Genomic DNA, 19,799 nt, shown 5'->3' on the forward strand with positions numbered 1-19,799 from the left:
CTGCAGGCACGCTCCGGCTTTTGCTGGCGGATGTGCGGCAGGTGCATCCTCCATGGTAGCCGACTGTTTAATATCGGCTAGGAGAACGCCAAAAAAGACTTCAAGCGATGGCGGCTAAAGATGAACTTTCCGGCCTATACCAGCCTCAACCCATTACCTGCCCAACAAGGAATATGAGGCCCTGCCATGAAAACCCTCATCAAACTCACCCTCGCCGCCACCCTCACCTGCGCCCTGCCCGCCTGGGCCGCTTGCACACCTGAGGAGGCGACCATCAAGCGTGAACAACTGGCGGATAAAATCGCCAAGCTCACAGAACAGGATCCGTCCAAGGCCAAGGAGATGAATGACGAGTTGAAGGCTATGGATCTGGAAACATCCAGCAAGGAGGTGCCGGATAAGTGCCAATTGATCGATAAGCGCCTGCAGGAGCTGGAAGAGGCGCAGAGGAAAGCGGAGTGATCGCCGAGCGAGCACGGCCAGCTTTTGTGGCGAGGGAGCTTGCTCCCGCTGGGGTGCGAAGCGCCCCAAACCTGAGCGTCAACATCAGGGCTGATAAACAGTGACCCTCTCGGGGCTGCTGCGCAGCCCAGCGGGAGCAAGCTCCCTCGCCACAAGAGCCTGTTGTACGTAAGGCTGAGTAACAGCCCATAAAAAAACCGGACCCAAGGTCCGGTTCTTTTTAGCAAGCGCTAACGCAGCTTCACTCAGCCGCTGGTGTCTCTGGCTTGCGCCGCTTAAGCGGGGCCATGCCGTCCTTGCTGACCAGCGACGGGGCGTCGGACTTAGGGCGATTGGCGGTCTTGCGTTTGGTCGGGCCCTTGGCGCCGGCTTTTTTCTTGTCGCCCTTGGCGTCGACCTTTTTCTTCTTCACGCCAACGGCCTTGCCCGACGCCTTGACCTTCTTCGGTCCGCCGTAAGTACCTTTGACTTCCTTGATGGTGCGGCGCTCGAAGCTCTGCTTGAGGTAGCGCTCGATGCTCGACATCAGGTTCCAGTCGCCGTGGCAGATCAGCGAGATCGCCAGGCCGTCGTTGCCGGCACGGCCGGTACGACCGATGCGGTGCACGTACTCATCGCCACTGCGGGGCATGTCGAAGTTGATGACCATGTCCAGGCCATCCACGTCCAGGCCGCGGGCAGCGACGTCGGTGGCGACGAGGATCTTCACGCCGCCCTGCTTGAGGCGGTCGATGGCCAGCTTGCGGTCCTTCTGGTCCTTCTCGCCGTGCAGCACGAACGCCTTGTATTCTTGGGCCACCAGGCGGCCGTAGATGCGGTCGGCCATGGCCCGGGTGTTGGTGAACACGATGGCTTTTTCGTAGGTCTCGTTGGCCAGCAACCAGTTGACGATCTGCTCTTTGTGCTGGTTGTGGTCGGCGGTGATGATCTGCTGCCGGGTGGTGGAGTTCAGTTGGCTGACCGCGTTGAGCTGCAAGTGCTCGGGGTTGTTCAGCACCTTGGCGATCATCTCGCGCAGGCCCGAACCGCCGGTGGTGGCGGAGAACAGCATGGTCTGCTGGCGGTTGACGCACTCGTCCACCAGGCGCTGCACGTCTTCGGAAAAACCCATGTCCAACATGCGGTCGGCTTCGTCCAGCACCAGCACTTCGACTTCCTTGAGGTCGAGATTGCCGGCGTTCAACTGCTCGATCATCCGCCCCGGCGTGCCGATCAGGATGTCCGGCACCTTGCGCAGCATGGCGGCCTGGACCTTGAAGTCTTCGCCGCCGGTGATCAGGCCGGACTTGATGAAGGTGAACTGCGAGAAGCGCTCCACTTCCTTCAAGGTCTGCTGGGCCAGTTCACGGGTCGGCAGCAGGATCAGGGTCTTGATGCTGACGCGGATCTTGGCCGGGCCGATCAGGCGGTTGAGGATCGGCAGCACGAACGCGGCGGTCTTGCCGCTGCCGGTTTGCGCCGTCACCCGCAGGTCACGCCCCTGGAGCGCGAGCGGAATAGCCGCTGCCTGCACCGGCGTTGGCTCGACAAATTTAAGCTCGGCCACGGCTTTGAGCAGGCGTTCGTGCAGGGCGAATTGGGAAAACACGGGTGCTACCTCGAAGAAATGCAAAAAAACAGCTGCATAGGGTAACGGTTTCGAGCGCGAAGGCCGAGTTTCTTTGTACAAACGGCGGTAAATCAGTGCTTTTTTATCAGCCGATATTGCATCAACGGTCACTTGAGCGGGCTTAAATGCTCTAATCGCCCCGTCGCGTCTCTATAGAAGAATCGTTTCGTCCATGGACATCAAACAACTCTGGGTCAACATTCAAGACCTCTGGGGTGCCCTTGACCAGCACCCGCTCCTGCATTCCAGCCTCGCCCTGATGTTGCTGCTGGTCATCGCCCTGGTGCTCGGACGCGTCGCGCGCTACCTGATCCTGCACGCCGCCAAGTTGCTTGGGCGCCAGCCAGCCTTGCATTGGGTCAACGACCTGCGCCAGAACAAGGTCTTTCATCGCCTGGCGCAAATGACGCCGTCACTGATCATTCAATCCGGCCTGCACCTGGTGCCGGAACTGAGCAAGACCAGCATGATTTTCCTGGGCAATGTGGCCCTGGCGTTCACCATCCTGTTCATGGTGCTGAGCCTCAGTGCCCTGCTCAGCGCCCTGCTGGACGTCTACGCACGCACCGAACACGCGCGTACTCGCTCGATCAAAGGCTACGTGCAACTGACGAAGATGGTGCTGTATGTGTTTGGCGCGATCATCATCGTCGCCACGCTGATCGACCGCTCGCCACTGTTGCTGCTGTCGGGCCTGGGTGCGATGTCGGCGGTGATCCTGTTGGTCTACAAAGACACCCTGCTGTCGTTCGTCGCCAGCGTGCAGTTGACCAGCAACGACATGCTGCGGGTCGGCGACTGGATCGAGATGCCCCAGGTCGGCGCCGACGGTGATGTGGTGGACATCACGTTGCACACAGTCAAGGTGCAGAACTTCGACAAGACCATCGTCTCTATCCCCACCTGGCGCCTGATGTCCGAGTCGTTCAAGAACTGGCGCGGCATGCAGCAGTCCGGTGGGCGACGGATCAAGCGAAGCCTGTTCATCGACGCGAGCGGCGTGCGTTTCCTGCATGACGAGGAGGAACAACGCCTGACCCAGGTCCGCCTGCTGACCGACTACATCAGCCGCAAGCAGGCCGAGCTCAAGGCCTGGAACGAGGCCCAGGGCAACGTCGCGGCGATGTCGGCCAACCGCCGGCGGATGACCAATCTCGGCACCTTCCGCGCCTATGCCCTGGCCTATTTGAAGAGCCACCCGGAGATCCAGCCGAACATGACCTGCATGGTCCGGCAGATGCAGACCACCGCCCAGGGCATCCCGCTGGAAATCTACTGCTTCACCCGCACCACCGCGTGGGCGGACTACGAGCGGATCCAGGGGGACATTTTCGATTACCTGCTGGCGGTGATGCCGGAGTTCGGATTGAACCTGTACCAGCAGCCGAGCGGCACGGACCTGCGCTCGGGGCTGCTGCCGGCGGTGCTGGGGGCGAGCCACCTGCCGGAGCCGCAGAAGCAGGTGGTTTGACCTCAAACGGCATGCCCTTCAAACACTGGAGATCCCTTGTGGGAGCGAGCCTGCTCGCGAAAGCGGAGTGCCAGACGACTGATATACCGACTGACACGACGCCTTCGCGAGCAGGCTCGCTCCCACAAGGGGGTTCAGTGTGAAGGCTGGGGTTTGCGTACTCCCAACCGACTGATCCACACCGCCATCAATATCACCGACCCACCCAGCAGCAACCGCCCCAACGCCTCGTGCTGGTTCCAGATCAGCAGGTTCACCAACAGCCCCACCGGCACGTGCAGGTTGTTCATCACTGCCAGCGTCCCGCCGTTGACCAGGCACGCGCCCTTGTTCCACCAGTACAGCCCCAATGCGGTGGAAACCAGCCCGAGGAACACCAGCACACCCCATTGCAATGGGGCTTCGGGCCAGAAGTCTGGCTTGCCGAACAGCAGGAACGCCGGCAACGCCACCATCAGCGCACCGAGATAGAAATAGCCGAAACGCCGGTAATGCGGCAGGTCGCTCGGGTGACGGGCCACCAGGTGTTTGTAGAGCACCTGCCCGGCGGCATAGGTGAAGTTGGCCAGTTGCAGCAGCAAAAATCCCATGAAGAAATCCGGGTTGATCCGGTCATAACGAATCACCGCCGCACCGGCCACGGCCACCAACGCCGCGATCAATGCCCAAGGATTGAAGCGACGGTTCAGCGCGTCTTCGATCAAGGTCACGTGCAGGGGCGTGAGAATGGTGAAAAGCAGCACTTCCGGCACGGTCAAGACCCGGAAGCTCAGGTACAGGCAGACGTAGGTCACGCCGAACTGCAAGGCCCCGATCAACAGCATGCCGCGCATGAATGACGGCTCCACCTGGCGCCAGCGGGTCAACGGAATGAACACCAGCCCCGCCAGCACCACACGCACCAGCACCGCGAAATAACTGTCCACATGCCCGGCCAGGTACTCGCCAATCAGGCTGAAGGAAAACGCCTGGATCAATGTCACAAACAGTAGATAGCCCATACCGCCCCTCGTTTCGAATGGCGGCGAAGATAGCGGTTTTGAACGGCGGGAGCGAGCTTGCTTGCGATTGCGGAGTGTCAGTCAACATCAATATTCTGACCCATCGCCATCGCGAGCAAGCTCGCTCCCACAGGTCCTCCACTAACTTGGAGTTTCATCCACGACCCAAGGATTGGCCTGGCGCTGGCGTCGATGGTTGGCAGCACGCTGAAGCACACGGGTCAACGCCTGAAAGTTCGCCGGTTTGGTCAGGATGTCGTCGGCACCCGCGGCCCTGAAACGTTCTATCTCGCTGGAAAAGGCGCTCGCGGTGAAGGCCACGATGTAGCAGGTATCGCCCCCCGGGAGTTCACGGATGCCATGGATGGCCTGCAGTCCGTCCATGACGGGCATGTTGATGTCCATGAAAATGATCTCCGGCGTCGAAACCCTGCACTGATCGACCGCCTCCCGCCCGTTGGATGCCAAGTCGGGTACATAGCCCAACTCTTGTAGCATCGCCATGGCAACTTTCTGGCTCACTGGGTGATTTTCCACCAGCAGGATATCCAGCGGGTAATCCTCGGCAAAAGAGGCGTCGAAACTCACCGCGGCGCGATCGTTTCCGAGGGGTATTTCCGAGACTGAAAAAAGTGTGAGGGGAAGCGAGAAGCAAAACGTCGATCCAACCCCAGGCTGGCTGGTAAAGGACAAGGTCCCCTGCTGCGCCTCGATCAGTGTTTTGCAGATGGAAAGCCCCAGCCCACTCCCGGTAAAACCTTGGCTGACCGGCTCTTTAAACTGGGCAAAGGGCTTGAACAGACTGTTCTGCCGCTCAAGGGGAATGCCAATGCCGGTATCGCGGATGGAAAAGTCGAGCCGGGCTTGAGGGCCGTGACCGATGCTGGAGACCGTGAGCGAGACCTCGCCGCTTTCGGTAAACTTGACGGCGTTGCCCAGCAAGTTGATCAATATTTGGCGAAGGCACTCGATATCGGTTTTGATCAAGGGCGGCACGTCCGCAGAAACCTTGGCCTCAAGGACGATTGGTTTACCCTGGATATTTTGTCGGATCATTTCAAGACTGGATGAAACCAGTGTTCTCACATCGAACACACAAGGCTTCAACTCAAGTTTGCCCGCTTCGATTTTTGCCAGATCGAGAATGTTATCAATAAGCGACAACAGTGTTCGTCCACTGCCATGAATCGTTTTTAACAGGCGGCGCTGCTCAGGATTCAGTTCGGACTTCGCCAGCAGCTCGGTCGCGCCGATGACGCCGTACATAGGGGTGCGAATCTCATGGCTCATGGTGGCCAGAAACCGGGTTTTAGAACGATCCGCCTCTTCGGCGGCATTTTTTGCCTGATTCAATACCTGTTCATTGACTCGCAGTTGCTGGACATGCGTACGCATGCGCAAAAGGATTAAAGCGAGAAAGACCAAAATGGCCAGGATGATATGGTAGAGGGAGTCATGACTGAGTTGTTGGTAGTACTCCGCCAAGGTAATTTCCGCCCCGACAACGTACACCGTACCGTCTTGTGATTTCAGTGGCACAAAGACCGCGCGAAAATCCCCCCAATGATCCGAGTAATCAATCCAGGTTGGCTCGGTGCGTTTGAAACTGTCGAGTAAGGCTTGGCTGGCATCGGGATACGGATCGAAAAAGCGCACGAAATTCCCCGCTTGGATTTCTTCCTTCGATGCGCTGGAGCTGACCAGATAAGCCTCTGCACCTCGCTGGATCACGCTATAGACAAAAGCAGTGCCCATGGACTCGTTGAAGTTGGAGAGCCGCTCGATGGTATCCCAGTCTTGCGCCTGGGATTTGGAACGTTTATCGACCAGATTGTCATGGTAACGGTCGCCGAGGATGGCCGAAGCGCCCAGCGCGGCATGCAGCAATTTATTGTTGATATTGTCTGTAAGGACGCTTTGCGTCTCGACATAGAGGTAGTAGATATAGCCACTCGCCCCTAAGAGATAGGCCAGGAATAAGGCCCATGTTTTCCGTTTGACGTTGAACATATCACAGTCTCCCTACTGTAATTGCGCGCATAAATTACCACAGCAGGCATCGAGAGATTTGCCCAATCCGGGTGACGCTACGGCCTGACCATTTCCAGTGCTCAGGACTTGAAAGACCGTCCATCTTAAGGCCGTTTTTTCCATTTCCCCAAAAAAAAGCCCGATCTCGCTAAAGCGTTCAATCGGGCTGATGCACTCAGGAGCAATAAGTGCAAAGGGAGGTTCGATGCGCAAAACGGTTTGAAGGGAAGCGCCAGGTCACTAAACCACCTGGCGATTATCCGAGGATTAACGGATCAGGCGACCTGGGACAGTTTGGCGTTGGCCTGAGTCAACCCTTTCTCCTGGAAGTCGCCACCCAGGTTCATGCCCTCGGCATGGATGAAGGTCACGTCGTGGATCCCGATGAAGCCCATGACCTGGCGCAGGTAGGGTTCCTGATGGTCGGTGCTGCCACCGGCGTGAATGCCGCCCCGGGCGGTGAGCACGAAGGCGCGCTTGTCGGCCAGCAGGCCTTGGGGACCGGTGGGCGTGTATTTGAACGTCACGCCGGCACGCAGCACGTGGTCGAGCCAGGCTTTCAGGGTGCTGGGAATGGCAAAGTTGTACATCGGTGCCGCCATCACCAGTACATCGGCGGCCAGCAGCTCATCGGTCAGTTGGTTGGAGCGTTCCAGCGAGGCGTTCTCAATGTCGTTGCGCTGCTCGGCAGGCTTCATCCAGCCGCCCAGCAGATTGGCATCCAGGTGGGGCACCGGGTTGATGGCCAGGTCACGAACGCTGATTTCGTCGGCCGGGTGCGCAGCTTTCCACTGGCTGATGAAGGTTTGGGTCAGTTGACGGGAAACCGAGTCTTGCTGGCGGGCACTGCTTTCGATGATCAGAACGCGGGACATGGCTTGTAGGCTCCATCTGAGAATGTTGTCAGTCGATGGAGTGAAGGTTAAACGTGAGCATATCGATGAAAAAGCGCAAATAACTGCTGTAATGCATCGATATTTTCGTTTATAAGCGGAGCAAGCAATATCAAATGCCCCGCCGCCGGCCTATTTCGGCTGACAGGTCAGCTTGATGCGCAGCTTGATGATGTTGCGGTTGAACTTGGCCGTGGCGTTCTTGAACTTGCCGGCGGCGACTTCGATCTTGCGGGTGCGCGGTGCCTCGGGACCGTTGCGGAACACGACGGTGCAGGCCGCGTCGGTACTGCCGTAGTTGTTGACCTGGATGGAACCGATGTCGGCATCGGTGTCATAGGCGGTGTAGTCGATGCTCAGGCCGTTGAGGTGTTTTTCCACATCGATCGGGTAGGCAAACGCGGTCAGTGGCAGCAAGGCCAGCACCACACAACAGATTTTCTTCATTCGGCAGTCTCCACCAAGGGACCGCCAGCTTAGGACAAGAGGAGCTCGATATGAAAGCGCCCCGCGTGACCCTGGATCAATGGCGCACCCTGCAGGCGGTGGTCGACCACGGCGGTTTCGCCCAGGCCGCCGATGTGCTGCATCGCTCCCAGTCGTCAGTGAGCTACACCGTGGCCCGCATGCAGGATCAACTCGGTGTGCCGTTGCTGCGCATCGATGGGCGCAAGGCCGTGCTGACCGAAGCCGGCGGCGTGCTGCTGCGCCGTTCGCGGCAATTGGTGAAACAGGCCAGCCAACTGGAAGACCTGGCCCACCACATGGAGCAGGGTTGGGAAGCGGAAGTGCGCCTGGTAGTCGACGCGGCCTATCCCAACGCCCGCCTCGTTCGCGCCTTGACCGCGTTCATGCCGCAAAGCCGCGGTTGCCGAGTGCGGCTGCGGGAAGAAGTGTTGTCGGGTGTCGAAGAAGTGCTGCTCGAAGGCGTGGCCGACCTGGCCATCAGCGGTTTCAGCATTCCCGGTTACCTGGGCGCGGAATTGAGCGATGTGGAATTCATCGCGGTGGCCCATCCCGAGCATGCCCTGCACCGTCTCAATCGGGAACTTAACTTCCAGGACCTGGAAAGCCAGTTGCAAGTGGTCATTCGCGACTCCGGCCGCCAGCAACCCCGGGACGTTGGCTGGCTCGGCGCCGAACAACGCTGGACCGTGGGCAGCCTGGCCACCGCCGCGAGTTTTGTCGGCAGTGGCCTGGGTTTCGCCTGGCTGCCCCGGCACATGATCGAGCGGGAACTCAAGGAAGGCGTGCTCAAGCGTCTACCCTTGGAACAGGGAGGCAGCCGCAACTCGACCTTCTATCTTTTTTCAAACAAGGAAAAACCCCTGGGGCCAGCCACGCAAATCCTGATCGAACTGCTGCGCACCTTCGACACCGCGCCGCTGGATGCGCCATTCGCCGCCCCTGAACAAGCCTGACAAGGACTTCGCCGATGGCCTATTTCGAGCACGAAGGTTGCAACCTGCACTACGAGGAATACGGCCACGGCGCGCCCGTGGTGCTGGTCCACGGGCTGGGTTCCAGCACCCAGGACTGGGAAAAGCAAATCCCGGTTCTGTCCGCCCACTACCGCCTGATCGTGATGGATGTGCGCGGCCACGGCCGTTCCGACAAACCCCGCGAGCGCTTCAGCATCGCCGGTTTCAGCGCCGACCTGAGCGCCCTGATCGAACACCTCGCCGTTGGGCCGGTGCATCTGGTGGGCTGGTCCATGGGCGGCATGATCTGTTTCCAATTGGCGGTGGATGAACCCGAACGGGTCAAGAGCCTGTGCATCGTCAACAGCGCGCCGGAAGTCAAAGTCCGCACGCCGGACGATTGCTGGCAATGGTTCAAGCGCTGGAGCCTGATGCGCCTGCTCAGCCTGGAGACCATCGGCAAGGCCCTCGGTGCGAAGCTGTTCCCCAAACCTGAACAAACCGAGTTACGCCTGGAAATGGCCCGACGCTGGGCAAAGAACGACAAACGTGCTTATCTCGCCAGCTTCGATGCGATCGTAGGCTGGGGCGTCCAGGAACGACTTTCACAGGTTACCTGTCCAACCCTCGTCATCTGCGCCGACCATGACTACACCCCGGTGGCGCTGAAAGAAGCCTATGTAAAGCATCTGCCCAACGCACGGCTGGTGGTCATCGCCGATTCACGGCACGCTACCCCGCTGGATCAACCCGAACGCTTCAACCAAACCCTGCTCGACTTTTTGACCGCAACCGATACCACCACTCAGGATCACTGACCCCATGCTGAAAAAAATCGTCCTCGCCGCCGGCACCGTACTGTTCGCCGCCAACCTGATGGCCGCGACACCTGCCAAGGCACCGCATGTATTGCTGGACACCACCAACGGCCAGATCGAAATCGAACTGGACCCGGTCAAGGCCCCCATCAGTACCAAGAATTTCCTTGAGTACGTGGACAGCGGCTTCTACACCAACACGATTTTCCACCGCGTGATCCCGGGCTTCATGGCCCAGGGCGGCGGCTTCACCCAGCAGATGCAGCAGAAAGAAACCAAGGCGCCGATCAAGAACGAAGCCAGCAACGGCCTGCACAACGTTCGCGGCACCTTGTCGATGGCCCGCACCTCCAACCCGGACTCAGCCACCAGCCAGTTCTTCATCAACGTGGCCGACAACGCCTTCCTCGACCCGGGCCGTGACGCTGGCTACGCGGTGTTCGCCAAGGTGGTCAAGGGCATGGACGTGGTGGACATCATCGTCAACTCCCAGACCACCACCAAGCAAGGCATGCAAAACGTGCCGATCGACCCTGTGATCATCAAGTCAGCCAAGCGCATCGACTGAACACACAGGGCAAGCCTGAGCGGTGCCGGCGACCCCGCGCCGCTCACAGCAATATAAGGAGAGCCCTGCCCGGGCTATGTACCCATGGTTTACCGCCGTTTTGAGAAACTGATCGACATCTTTCGCGACGCCCCTACCTCGGCCCCGCCGGACCGCGTCCTACCCTTCTATACTTATTACCTGAAACAGGTCTGGCCAAGCTTCGCCGCGTTGCTGGTGGTGGGCCTGATCGGTGCGCTGATCGAGGTAGCGCTGTTCAGCTACCTGAGCCGCATCATCGACCTGACCCAGGCAACGCCCAGCGCGGATTTCTTCAAGCTCCACGGCCTGGAACTGGCGTGGATGGCTGTTGTGGCCCTGGTTTTTCGGCCTATCTTCGTGGCCCTGCATGATTTGCTGGTGCACCAGACCTTGAGTCCCAGCATGACCAGCCTGATCCGCTGGCAGAACCACAGCTACGTGCTCAAGCAGAGCCTGAACTTCTTCCAGAACGATTTCGCCGGACGCATCGCCCAGCGCATCATGCAGACCGGCAACTCCCTGCGCGACTCGGCGGTGCAGGCCGTGGACGCGCTGTGGCACGTGCTGATCTACGCCATCAGCTCACTGGTGCTGTTCGCCGAAGCCGACTGGCGCCTGATGATTCCGCTGCTGATGTGGATCGTCTCGTACATCGGCGCACTTTATTACTTCGTGCCACGGGTCAAGGAACGCTCCGTGGTGTCCTCCGATGCCCGCTCCAAGCTCATGGGACGGATCGTCGACGGCTACACCAACATCACCACCCTAAAGCTGTTCGCCCACACCAATTTCGAACAGCAATACGCCCGCGAAGCCATTGAGGAGCAGACTGAAAAAGCCCAACTGGCCGGCCGCGTGGTGACCAGCATGGACGTGGTCATCACCACCATGAACGGGCTGCTGATCGTCGGCACCACGGCCCTGGCCCTGTGGTTGTGGACCCAGTCGCTGATCAGCGTAGGGGCCATTGCCCTGGCCACGGGCCTGGTGATTCGCATCGTCAACATGTCCGGCTGGATCATGTGGGTAGTTACCGGCATCTTCGAAAATATCGGCATGGTCCAGGACGGGTTGCAGACCATCTCCCAGCCCGTCAGCGTCACCGACCGCGACGAGGCCAAGCCGCTGGCGGTGGCCCAGGGCGAGGTGCGTTTCGAGCATGTGGACTTCCACTATGGCAAGAAAAGCGGGGTCATCGGCGACCTGAACCTGGTGATCAAGCCCGGCGAGAAAATCGGCCTGATCGGCCCGTCCGGCGCGGGTAAATCCACCTTGGTCAACCTGCTGCTGCGCCTCTACGACGTACAGGGCGGGCGCATCCTCATCGATGGCCAGAATATCGCCGAAGTCGGCCAGGAAAGCCTGCGCGAGCGCATCGGCATGATCACCCAGGACACGTCGCTGCTGCATCGTTCGATTCGCGACAACCTGCTCTACGGCAAGCCCGACGCCACCGATGCGCAACTCTGGGAAGCCGTGCACAAGGCCCGGGCCGATGAGTTCATACCGTTGCTGTCGGACGCCGAAGGCCGCACCGGCTTCGATGCCCATGTGGGTGAGCGCGGTGTAAAACTGTCCGGTGGCCAGCGCCAGCGCATCGCTATCGCACGAGTGCTGCTCAAGGACGCGCCGATCCTGATCATGGACGAAGCGACGTCAGCGCTGGACTCGGAAGTCGAGGCCGCGATCCAGGAAAGCCTTGAAACCCTGATGCAAGGCAAGACCGTGATCGCCATCGCCCACCGCCTCTCCACCATCGCCCGGATGGACCGCTTGGTGGTGCTGGAAAATGGCCGCATCGCCGAGACCGGCAGCCATGCCGAGTTGCTGGCCCATGGCGGGTTGTATGCGCGACTGTGGCAGCATCAGACGGGTGGATTCGTGGGGATCGACTGATCTCTACCAGACACCACTGACCCGTGGCGAGGGAGCTTGCTCCCGCTGGGGCGCGAAGCGCCCCCAAAATCTGAGTTCCAACACAATAAATACGTTGGACACCCAGCCTTATTGGGGCTGCTGCGCAGCCCAGCGGGAGCAAGCTCCCTCGCCACAGGGTCTGGTTTGAGTCCGCAATACTGAAAAATTCTGTCCGGGATCCATTTAGCCCACGCAGCCACCCCATACTCCCCGCCGACCACGGCCAAAACCGCCACAGTCCCTGACTCTGGCGGTTTTTTCATGCCGCTGGATTTGTCGATAAACCCTGCTGTACTCAGCCCAGGTTCTGGAGATGAACCTGTCGTAATGCTGCTGGATGCATAACCGATTATCACGACTGTTTTATCAAGGAAACTTATGTCTTTACTCAAACGTTCAACGACTGAGTTGTTGGGTACGTTCTGGCTGGTGCTGGGCGGCTGCGGCAGCGCGGTATTGGCCGCCTCCGGGATTGGCGTGCTGGGGGTGGCCCTGGCCTTCGGCTTGACGGTATTGACCATGGCGTTCGCCATCGGTCATATCTCGGGTTGCCATTTGAACCCGGCCGTTTCGTTGGGCTTGTACGTGGGGGGTCGGTTTCCAGCCAAGGAACTGCCTGCCTACATCATCGCCCAAGTTATCGGCGGGGTGCTGGCCGCCGCGTTGATCTACTTCATCGCCAGCGGCAAGGAAGGTTTTGACCTGGCGGCGTCCGGCCTGGCCTCGAACGGTTACGGCGAGCATTCGCCCGGTGGGTATTCGATGGCGGCCGGTTTCGTCACCGAACTGGCAATGACGGCGATGTTCATCCTGATCATCCTCGGCGCCACCGATAAACGCGCGCCGGCCGGGCTAGCACCGATTGCCATCGGCCTGGCCCTGACGCTCATTCACCTGATCTCGATCCCGGTCACCAACACATCCGTCAACCCGGCCCGCAGCACGGGTCCGGCGCTGCTTGTCGGCGGCTGGGCCATCGAGCAATTGTGGCTGTTCTGGGTGGCACCGCTGCTGGGCGCCATCATCGGTGGTGTCTCGTACCGCTGGCTGGGCCAGGAAAACCGCTGAGTCATTCCCGCAAAAATCAGCACTGCCGATAAGGCAGTGCTGTTTTCGCTTCTTCGGCATACGCCAGCACGCCCTCCTGCTCCCTCATGAGGAAATCCGCCACTGCCGCCTTCAAGCCCGGGTGGCGCAGGTAATGCCATGAGCGAGTAATCACCGGCTCGAACCCGCGAATCAACTTGTGCTCACCCTGGGCACCGGCGTCAAAGCGCTGCAAACCGTGGGCAATCGCGTAGTCCATGCCCTGATAGAAACAGGTCTCGAAGTGCAAGCGGTCGAACTCCGCCAGGCAGCCCCAGTACCGCCCGTAGAAACTGTCACCGCCCACCAGGCTGAACGCCATCGCCACCGGCCGTGAACCTTGCTTGGCCAGCACCACGCGGATGGCCTCGGGCATGCGCTCGGCCAGCAGGCTGAAGAATGTCCGGGTCAAGTAAGGCGCCTGCCGTCGTATCGCGTAGGTATTGGCATAACAGGCGTAGACAAAATCCCACTGCGCCTCGTCCAGTTGACAGCCTTCCAGCCACTCGAACTCGATCCCCTGCCCCGCCACCTGCTCGCGCTCCTTGCGCATCTGCTTGCGCTTGCGGGAGCTGAGGGCATCGAGAAAATCCTGGAAGTCCCGATAACCGCGGTTTTGCCAGTGATATTGGCAGCCAATCCGCTGCAGCCAGCCTTCTTGCCCGGCGAGCGCCGCGTCGGTGAAAGCATCGGTGAAGTTGATGTGGGCGCTGGAAAGCCCTTCGATTTCCAGATAACCCGGCAGGCTGCCCAGCAGCTCCAGGCCGTCCTCCACCCGCGCCGCCAATAATCGCGGCCCACTGACCGGGCTGAACGGCACCGCTGTCAGCAGCTTGGGGTAATAGTCGATGCCGGCGCGGGCGCAAGCGTCGGCCCAGCCGTGGTCGAACACGTATTCACCGTAGGAATGCCACTTGCGGTAACTGGGCAAGGCCGCCAGCAGACGACCGTCTTCAATGTGCAGCAAATGCTCGGCTTGCCAACCGGTTTGCGGGCCCAGGCTGGCGCTGTCTTCCAATGTGCTCAGGAAGGCGTGACGCAGGAAAGGCTGGTTGACGGGCACCAACGCGTCCCACTCCAGAGGCGCGATGGCGGACAGGCTATCCAAGACGTGAAGCGGCATGCGGTTCTCCGAAGCCCAGGCGGCGATAGGGAGTATCGCCGATCTGGGTCGGATGGTACGAGGAACAAGGTGATTTTTATGGTGTTTTTGATTGAACGATCATAAGAATAGTGCCGTTTAGCTTCATTGCTGACCTAGGAATTCGTCAATAGTTCTTCTACCGTTGCCAGTCTGTGCATTTGATTCAGCGTGCCGGATTTCTTCCGCCAGCTCTTTTAACTTTCGTCTAGAATGCTCCGTAATAGCGACTTTTCTTTTTTCATATTTACGTGTAGCCACTTCGAAAGCTTCAATATACGAATCTACTTTAATGGTCAGTTTTTCAACCTCCTTAGCAGCAGGAACTGTTACGGACCAATCTTTCCCCTGCAACTCAAGACTCTCCAATCTGTCAACAGCCACTTGTCGATCTCGGAAATATTGAGCATACACTGTTTTGATATTATCGAGATCCTCAGGCTGGACAAGTGTAAATCTGGCTGCGCTTTTCCCCTGGGGTTTCACGCGAAGAACACCAGGAATTTTTCTAGAAAAAAAAGATGAAGTATTTGCATTAAACAGCCCATGAAAAAACCCTATATGCCCCGTCGGATCCACATTATTAATCGGATCCCCCACGCAATACATGTATGCATTCAACCCCCCCTTCCCAAACGGGCTCAAGTTGTCCGGGCTGTGAAATCTCATCAACAACGGATTGAAGACGCGGTACCCCTTGCCCAGCAAGTACCAACCGGTTTGCGTTTCGCGCCGCTCGCCGTTGTAGCCCAAATGACTGTTCACCGCCCCATCCTCTGCATGATGACCATACGCCGAATAAGCAACAGCCTTGACCGCATCCTGGCTGATCTCGGACAACACACTGTTCTTGTCATCCCCCGCCAGTAACAGGGTCTTCGGGACGTCACCTGCTTGCTGCTCGGCAAGCACCAGGTCATTCGCCCGTACGAAGGTGCTGCTATTGGTCCCGTGGATCTCGTTCACCAATTCATCGTTTCGGTAGAACCGTTGCTCCCTGCCGCCCGACGCACTGCGCCCGATCAAGGTGTCCAGCGCGTCGTAGTGAAAGCTGACCAACGTTTCGCCAGCCGGCAACTGTTCCGTTTCATCTGAACCCGCCATTGTTGTTCTCCACATTCACCGTTAGCGGCCACCGTTCGTCATGGACGCTTAGTTGCGAAAAGCAGAGCGGGCAGTGCCGGGGATTTCCAGACGCCTGCCACCGCCGCTCTGCGGCTGTAGAAAGTAAGCACCCTCTTCGAAAACCGCGAAACTGTCAGGGTTAACAGGTGGATGTCCATACAGTAGTCGGGACAAGAAAACGCAAAGGTGCGAATAAAACTCAAAAAAAACCCCGCCAGGGGCGGGGTCGAAAGGAGCATTAACGGATGAAAGTGCAGCGGTGTATCAAGTCAAGACGTTTTAGAACACGTACTGGGCACGGACAACAAAACCGTCGCCATCGTCATCGCCATTGGCGTTGGTGACTTTGTCGGTCTTGGCCTTGACGTAGGCACCGGTGATTTTCACCGCTTCGTTGGCGTACCAGTTCACACCCAGGTTGTGCACCTTGGCTTCGGCATCGCCGACTTCACGGGTTGCCGAGGCAGTGGTGATGTTGTCGTCTTCGACGGTCATGCTGTCGAAGCGGTAGAACACTTCCCAGGCGCCGATGGATTTGTTCTGAGGCTTGATGGCGTCGAACTTGCCGACTTTATAGCCACGGGATTCACCGGTGATGGTGTAGGCACCCTGAACGTAGAAGCCGTGGCCTTTGAGGTCTTCGAAGGCGTCGCTGTCAGCCTTGGTCTTGCGGGAGATGTATTCACCCTGGATCGACGCTGGACCCATGGCGAAAGCGGCTTCCAGGCCGAAGGCGGTGTCGGTGTCGTAGGAACCGGCCGGCGAGTTGTTGGCGCCGCCCAGGACCGGACGGTTGCCGTTAGGACCGGCATCGTTGCCGCCCAGGGTTTCAACGCCACGCATGCCCAAGCGGGAGCGGTAACGCGCGTCGAATGCGGTGTCCGAAACGTCGCGGGAGGCCACGTTCAAACCGAAGTGCAGCACGTTGCCGGCTTCGTGCATCGGGGCGAACACGAAGCGACCGTTGGCTTGCTTGATGCTGTTGCCGTCGGTGTCGTCGGTGTCTTTGCTGAATACACCGGCCGAGGCGTAGAACGAATCGGCGAAGGTGCTGGAAGCCTGGATGCCCAGACCGTTCTGATGGCCGTTGGCCCAGTCGATCAGGTCATAGGCGGCGTTACGTTCAGGCGCGGTTACCCACTTGGAGCTGGTGGCTTTTTCCAGGCCGAAGTCGGGGTCGAAGCGACCGACTTTGATCGAAACGGGCTTGAAACCGTTATAGGCCAGGGACGCTTCGTCAAAGTAGCCGTTGTCGGAGTCGCCGCTGTTGTGGGCGAAATCGTAGTTGATGGTGTAGGCCCAATCCGTGTACAGCACACCCGACAGCTCCAGGAAGCCACGACGGATGTAAGCCGCATCGGCCTTGTCGCCATTGTCGGTGTAGATACCGTCGAACTGGCTGTAGTCAGCCTGCAAACGACCGCCGAGCTTGAAGCTGAACTCTTTGTCAGTGGTAGCGACCTCAAGGCCGCCCTTGGTTTTGACCACGATATCGGCGCCGTCGGTGGTGACGGTGCCGGCGAAAGCCTGGGCGGTTACTGCCATTGCCAGTGCGCTGGCGGCAACACCTGCGAAGTGCTTACGGATCATCGAAGAATTCCCCTGTTGGTAGTCTATGCGTTAGAAAACACGCGGAACTGGGCCCGCTGGTGTTGGGAGGGGATCTTGGCGGCCGGTTGTGTCAGGCGAGTTGCTATCACATAAAGATTTTATGACAGCGGAACTTTTTACTTCGAATGGGAATAACCAGTACCGCTATGGAGACCCTGTGGGAGCGAGCCTGCTCGCGATAGCGGTGGGTCAATTAACATCAATGCTGGCTGATCCGCCGCTATCGCGAGCAGGCTCGCTCCCACAAAGGGTCGGTGGGTGTATCGAGGGGTTCAGCGGCTGTTTTTACGGCGCTCGGCGGCGAGTTTCTCGGCGAGGTGATCCAGGTCGGGAATCGGTGGCTGCGGCAGTTTTTTGAGGGTCGCCTGCATCAGGCGCATCTGGCGGATGAACCGTCGGCAATTGGGGCAGAACATCAGGTGATGGCGCACCAGCAGGCGTTCACGAAAGCTCAGTTGTCCGTCGAGGTAATCGCTGGAGCGGGCTACTTGTTCCTTGCAGGTCAGCATTCGCCGGTTTCCTCGAAATGTTCAACAGTCGCGAAGACCTTCAATCGGGCGCGATGCAACAGCACGCGTACATTGGAGAGCGAAATGTCCAAAAGATTACAGATTTCGTCCAACTCCAGGCCCTGTTGTTCCCGCAGGGTCAGCACGCTGCCTTGCAGTTCCGACAGGCTGGACAAGGTGTGTTCCAGGCAATCACGTAATTCACCCTCGGTGAGCAGCGCTTCGGGCGTGTCCTGGTGCCAGGCGAACGGCGCCAGCAGCCAGTGGCCGTCAGCGGCGAAACGCTCATCGCCAAGGGTGCCGTGGGGCGCCGGAAGGTCGTCGAGCAACACTTCCCGCCGGTTCTGTTTGTAACGTCCCTTGGCGGCGTTGGCCGTGATGGTCAGCAGCCAGGTCTTGAGGCTGGAACGTCCCTGGAAACCATTGAGATTGCGCACCACCGACAGCCACGCGTCCTGCACCACTTCGTCGGCATGGCGGCTGCCGACGATGGCATAGGCCACGGCGCGCATCGGGCCCTGGTAGGCGCTGACCAGTTCCTTGTAGGCCTGCTGCTCACCGGCCAGGAGGCGTTGGAGCAGGAGGGTGTCATCGGTGATCGTCATTCAACATCCCAATATCTGCAAGACTGCGATGCTTTTGTGGCGAGGGAGCTTGCTCCCGCTCGGTTGCGCAGCAACCGCAAAATCTTGGGGCCGCTTCGCCCGAAGCGTCGGACCGGCCCAGCGGGAGCAAGCTCCCTCGCCACAAAAGCTCCCCCCCCACAGCAAGCGCCCTTACCCAAAAAATCTGGGCCAGGCCAGATCAATGCTTACGCAAAATCACGCTACCAATCGAATAACCGGCGCCAAACGAACTGAGGACAGCGACCGAACCGCTGGGCAGGTCGTCCTGGTAGGTGTGGAATGCAATCACCGAACCGGCCGAACTGGTGTTGGCGTAGCGGTCGAGGATCACCGGGGCTTCTGCTTCGGTGGCTTCGCGCCCCAGCAGTTTGCGCACGATCAGATGGTTCATGCTCAGGTTGGCCTGGTGCAGCCAGAAACGTTTCACGTCGCCAACGCTCAACTGGTTCTCGTCCAGGTGGGCACCGATCAGTTCGGCCACCATCGGACAGACATCGCGGAACACCTTGCGGCCTTCCTGGACGAACAGTTTGTCGCGGCTGCCCATGCCCTCTTCCGCGGTGCGGTTGAGAAAGCCGAAGTTGTTGCGAATGTTGTTGGAGAACTTGGTCAGCAGCTTGGTACTGACCACGTCGAACTGGTACGGCGAGGTCGCCAGGTCGGCGCGTTCGATGATCACGGCAGTGGCCGCGTCGCCGAAGATGAAGTGGCTGTCGCGGTCACGGAAGTTCAGGTGGCCGGTGCACACTTCCGGGTTGACCATCAAGATCGCCCGGGCCTGGCCCAGTTGCACGCTGTTGGCCGCGGCCTGGATGCCGAAGGTTGCCGAGGAACAGGCCACGTTCATGTCGAAACCGAACCCTTCGATGCCCAGGGCTTCCTGGACTTCGATGGCGATGGCCGGGTACGCACGCTGCAGGTTGGAGCAAGCGACGATCACCCCGTCGATGTCGGCGGCCGTACGGCCGGCGCGCTCCAGGGCCTGTTTGGCGGCGCCGACGGCCATTTCGCAGAGCACCGACCACTCTTCGTTGGAGCGCTCGGGCAGGCGTGGGGTCATGCGTTGCGGATCGAGAATACCGTCCTTGTCCATGACAAAGCGGCTCTTGATGCCGGAAGCCTTTTCGATGAACGCGGCGTTGGATTCGGTCAAGGCCTCGACTTCACCACGCTCGATGGCAGCGGCGTTATCAGCGTTGAATTGGGCGACATAGGTATTGAAAGATTGCACCAGCTCTTCGTTGGAGATGCTGTTGGCCGGGGTGTACAGGCCGGTGCCGCTGATGACGACGTTATGCATGGGTCGTGTCTCTGATCTGTTCAGGCAGAAAGTATTGGCACCGACGTACCAACACGCAAAGGGACTTTTCCCATCCGGGGAAGCAGCCCTGGCATCGCTTTATTCCGATCCGCCCGTGGCATTGAAGCTCAAAACCACGGAACCGGCATTTATAGGCGCCAAGTTTGCCATAAACGCTGGGGTTTGGCC

At 59.3% G+C, this 19,799-nt stretch carries 18 protein-coding genes; 7 read left to right on the plus strand and 11 right to left on the minus strand.

Features of this window, described 5'->3' with window-relative positions; translation table 11 throughout:
• The first annotated feature begins 186 nt into the window (after positions 1–186).
• Positions 187–462 (plus strand): hypothetical protein, encoded by a 276-nt coding sequence (locus tag J3P88_RS22740; RefSeq protein ID WP_186704603.1) that lies wholly within the window; start codon positions 187–189, stop codon positions 460–462.
• 241 nt (positions 463–703) lie between these two features.
• On the opposite strand, the gene J3P88_RS22745 is transcribed toward J3P88_RS22740, so the two are convergent.
• Complete coding sequence (locus J3P88_RS22745; protein WP_434571749.1) at positions 704–2,050, minus strand: DEAD/DEAH box helicase; 1,347 nt, start codon at positions 2,048–2,050, stop codon at positions 704–706.
• Between the two features lie 193 nt (positions 2,051–2,243).
• Here J3P88_RS22745 and J3P88_RS22750 point away from each other — a divergent pair, with 193 nt between their 5' ends.
• Positions 2,244–3,542, plus strand: coding sequence for a mechanosensitive ion channel family protein (locus J3P88_RS22750; protein WP_186704601.1), 1,299 nt, complete (start codon positions 2,244–2,246; stop codon positions 3,540–3,542).
• A 134-nt stretch (positions 3,543–3,676) separates the two neighbouring features.
• On the opposite strand, the gene J3P88_RS22755 is transcribed toward J3P88_RS22750, so the two are convergent.
• From J3P88_RS22755 to J3P88_RS22770, 4 genes are all read right to left on the minus strand, one after another.
• Complete coding sequence (locus J3P88_RS22755; protein ID WP_434571752.1) at positions 3,677–4,543, minus strand: carboxylate/amino acid/amine transporter; 867 nt, start codon at positions 4,541–4,543, stop codon at positions 3,677–3,679.
• Between the two features lie 141 nt (positions 4,544–4,684).
• Positions 4,685–6,553, minus strand: a complete 1,869-nt coding sequence (locus J3P88_RS22760; RefSeq protein WP_434571753.1) for an ATP-binding protein — start codon at positions 6,551–6,553, stop codon at positions 4,685–4,687.
• A 296-nt stretch (positions 6,554–6,849) separates the two neighbouring features.
• On the minus strand, positions 6,850–7,449 hold the full coding sequence (locus J3P88_RS22765; protein WP_434571755.1) for an FMN-dependent NADH-azoreductase: 600 nt from the start codon (positions 7,447–7,449) through the stop codon (positions 6,850–6,852).
• Positions 7,450–7,599: 150 nt separating this feature from the next.
• The gene (locus J3P88_RS22770) at positions 7,600–7,914 is read right to left on the minus strand and encodes a 3-phosphoglycerate kinase (protein WP_122566132.1); all 315 of its coding nucleotides are present in this window, start codon (positions 7,912–7,914) and stop codon (positions 7,600–7,602) included.
• A gap of 50 nt (positions 7,915–7,964) precedes the next feature.
• On the opposite strand from J3P88_RS22770, the gene J3P88_RS22775 reads away from it, so the two are divergent.
• The 5 genes from J3P88_RS22775 (at position 7,965) to aqpZ (ending at position 13,280) form a co-directional block, all read left to right on the plus strand.
• A complete protein-coding gene (locus J3P88_RS22775) occupies positions 7,965–8,888 on the plus strand; it encodes a LysR family transcriptional regulator (RefSeq protein ID WP_053120154.1) in 924 nt (307 codons plus the stop codon).
• Positions 8,889–8,902: 14 nt separating this feature from the next.
• Complete coding sequence (locus J3P88_RS22780) at positions 8,903–9,706, plus strand: alpha/beta fold hydrolase (RefSeq protein ID WP_434571757.1); 804 nt, start codon at positions 8,903–8,905, stop codon at positions 9,704–9,706.
• Between the two features lie 4 nt (positions 9,707–9,710).
• On the plus strand, positions 9,711–10,274 hold the full coding sequence (locus J3P88_RS22785) for a peptidylprolyl isomerase (RefSeq protein WP_186704597.1): 564 nt from the start codon (positions 9,711–9,713) through the stop codon (positions 10,272–10,274).
• An 84-nt stretch (positions 10,275–10,358) separates the two neighbouring features.
• Positions 10,359–12,191 carry an ABC transporter ATP-binding protein gene (locus J3P88_RS22790; protein WP_434571760.1) on the plus strand — a complete coding sequence of 611 codons (1,833 nt, stop codon included), beginning with the start codon at positions 10,359–10,361 and terminating at the stop codon, positions 12,189–12,191.
• Positions 12,192–12,590: 399 nt separating this feature from the next.
• Positions 12,591–13,280 (plus strand): aquaporin Z, encoded by a 690-nt coding sequence (gene aqpZ, locus J3P88_RS22795; RefSeq protein WP_434571762.1) that lies wholly within the window; start codon positions 12,591–12,593, stop codon positions 13,278–13,280.
• Between the two features lie 16 nt (positions 13,281–13,296).
• Here aqpZ and J3P88_RS22800 read toward each other — a convergent pair whose 3' ends face one another.
• The 6 genes from J3P88_RS22800 to J3P88_RS22825 all read right to left on the minus strand — a co-directional run bounded on the left by J3P88_RS22800 (position 13,297) and on the right by J3P88_RS22825 (position 19,610).
• A complete protein-coding gene (locus J3P88_RS22800) occupies positions 13,297–14,421 on the minus strand; it encodes a GNAT family N-acetyltransferase (RefSeq protein WP_434571764.1) in 1,125 nt (374 codons plus the stop codon).
• Positions 14,422–14,544: 123 nt separating this feature from the next.
• Positions 14,545–15,543 (minus strand): RHS repeat-associated core domain-containing protein, encoded by a 999-nt coding sequence (locus J3P88_RS22805; RefSeq protein WP_434571766.1) that lies wholly within the window; start codon positions 15,541–15,543, stop codon positions 14,545–14,547.
• A 300-nt stretch (positions 15,544–15,843) separates the two neighbouring features.
• A complete protein-coding gene (locus tag J3P88_RS22810; RefSeq protein ID WP_053120140.1) occupies positions 15,844–17,154 on the minus strand; it encodes an OprO/OprP family phosphate-selective porin in 1,311 nt (436 codons plus the stop codon).
• 293 nt (positions 17,155–17,447) lie between these two features.
• Complete coding sequence (locus tag J3P88_RS22815; RefSeq protein ID WP_186704593.1) at positions 17,448–17,684, minus strand: anti-sigma factor family protein; 237 nt, start codon at positions 17,682–17,684, stop codon at positions 17,448–17,450.
• Positions 17,678–18,289, minus strand: coding sequence for an RNA polymerase sigma factor (locus tag J3P88_RS22820; RefSeq protein WP_434571768.1), 612 nt, complete (start codon positions 18,287–18,289; stop codon positions 17,678–17,680). Before J3P88_RS22820 ends, J3P88_RS22815 begins: the two co-directional genes overlap by 7 nt.
• Positions 18,290–18,488: 199 nt before the next feature.
• Positions 18,489–19,610 carry a beta-ketoacyl-ACP synthase III gene (locus tag J3P88_RS22825; RefSeq protein WP_434571770.1) on the minus strand — a complete coding sequence of 374 codons (1,122 nt, stop codon included), beginning with the start codon at positions 19,608–19,610 and terminating at the stop codon, positions 18,489–18,491.
• Positions 19,611–19,799: the final 189 nt, after the last annotated feature.

Source organism: Pseudomonas sp. Z3-6 (assembly GCF_051131985.1).
Lineage (GTDB): Bacteria > Pseudomonadota > Gammaproteobacteria > Pseudomonadales > Pseudomonadaceae > Aquipseudomonas > Aquipseudomonas zanjanensis.

Coding starts and splice junctions, on each gene's coding strand:
- J3P88_RS22815 (WP_186704593.1), bottom strand. CDS start 17,684: ATGCTGACCTGCAAGGAACAAGTAGCCCGCTCCAGCGATTACCTCGAC.
- J3P88_RS22805 (WP_434571766.1), bottom strand. CDS start 15,543: ATGGCGGGTTCAGATGAAACGGAACAGTTGCCGGCTGGCGAAACGTTG.
- J3P88_RS22775 (WP_053120154.1), top strand. CDS start 7,965: ATGAAAGCGCCCCGCGTGACCCTGGATCAATGGCGCACCCTGCAGGCG.
- J3P88_RS22765 (WP_434571755.1), bottom strand. CDS start 7,449: ATGTCCCGCGTTCTGATCATCGAAAGCAGTGCCCGCCAGCAAGACTCG.
- J3P88_RS22820 (WP_434571768.1), bottom strand. CDS start 18,289: ATGACGATCACCGATGACACCCTCCTGCTCCAACGCCTCCTGGCCGGT.
- J3P88_RS22770 (WP_122566132.1), bottom strand. CDS start 7,914: ATGAAGAAAATCTGTTGTGTGGTGCTGGCCTTGCTGCCACTGACCGCG.
- J3P88_RS22740 (WP_186704603.1), top strand. CDS start 187: ATGAAAACCCTCATCAAACTCACCCTCGCCGCCACCCTCACCTGCGCC.
- J3P88_RS22790 (WP_434571760.1), top strand. CDS start 10,359: ATGGTTTACCGCCGTTTTGAGAAACTGATCGACATCTTTCGCGACGCC.
- J3P88_RS22810 (WP_053120140.1), bottom strand. CDS start 17,154: ATGATCCGTAAGCACTTCGCAGGTGTTGCCGCCAGCGCACTGGCAATG.
- J3P88_RS22785 (WP_186704597.1), top strand. CDS start 9,711: ATGCTGAAAAAAATCGTCCTCGCCGCCGGCACCGTACTGTTCGCCGCC.
- J3P88_RS22750 (WP_186704601.1), top strand. CDS start 2,244: ATGGACATCAAACAACTCTGGGTCAACATTCAAGACCTCTGGGGTGCC.
- J3P88_RS22825 (WP_434571770.1), bottom strand. CDS start 19,610: ATGCATAACGTCGTCATCAGCGGCACCGGCCTGTACACCCCGGCCAAC.
- J3P88_RS22760 (WP_434571753.1), bottom strand. CDS start 6,553: ATGTTCAACGTCAAACGGAAAACATGGGCCTTATTCCTGGCCTATCTC.
- J3P88_RS22755 (WP_434571752.1), bottom strand. CDS start 4,543: ATGGGCTATCTACTGTTTGTGACATTGATCCAGGCGTTTTCCTTCAGC.
- J3P88_RS22780 (WP_434571757.1), top strand. CDS start 8,903: ATGGCCTATTTCGAGCACGAAGGTTGCAACCTGCACTACGAGGAATAC.
- J3P88_RS22800 (WP_434571764.1), bottom strand. CDS start 14,421: ATGCCGCTTCACGTCTTGGATAGCCTGTCCGCCATCGCGCCTCTGGAG.
- aqpZ (WP_434571762.1), top strand. CDS start 12,591: ATGTCTTTACTCAAACGTTCAACGACTGAGTTGTTGGGTACGTTCTGG.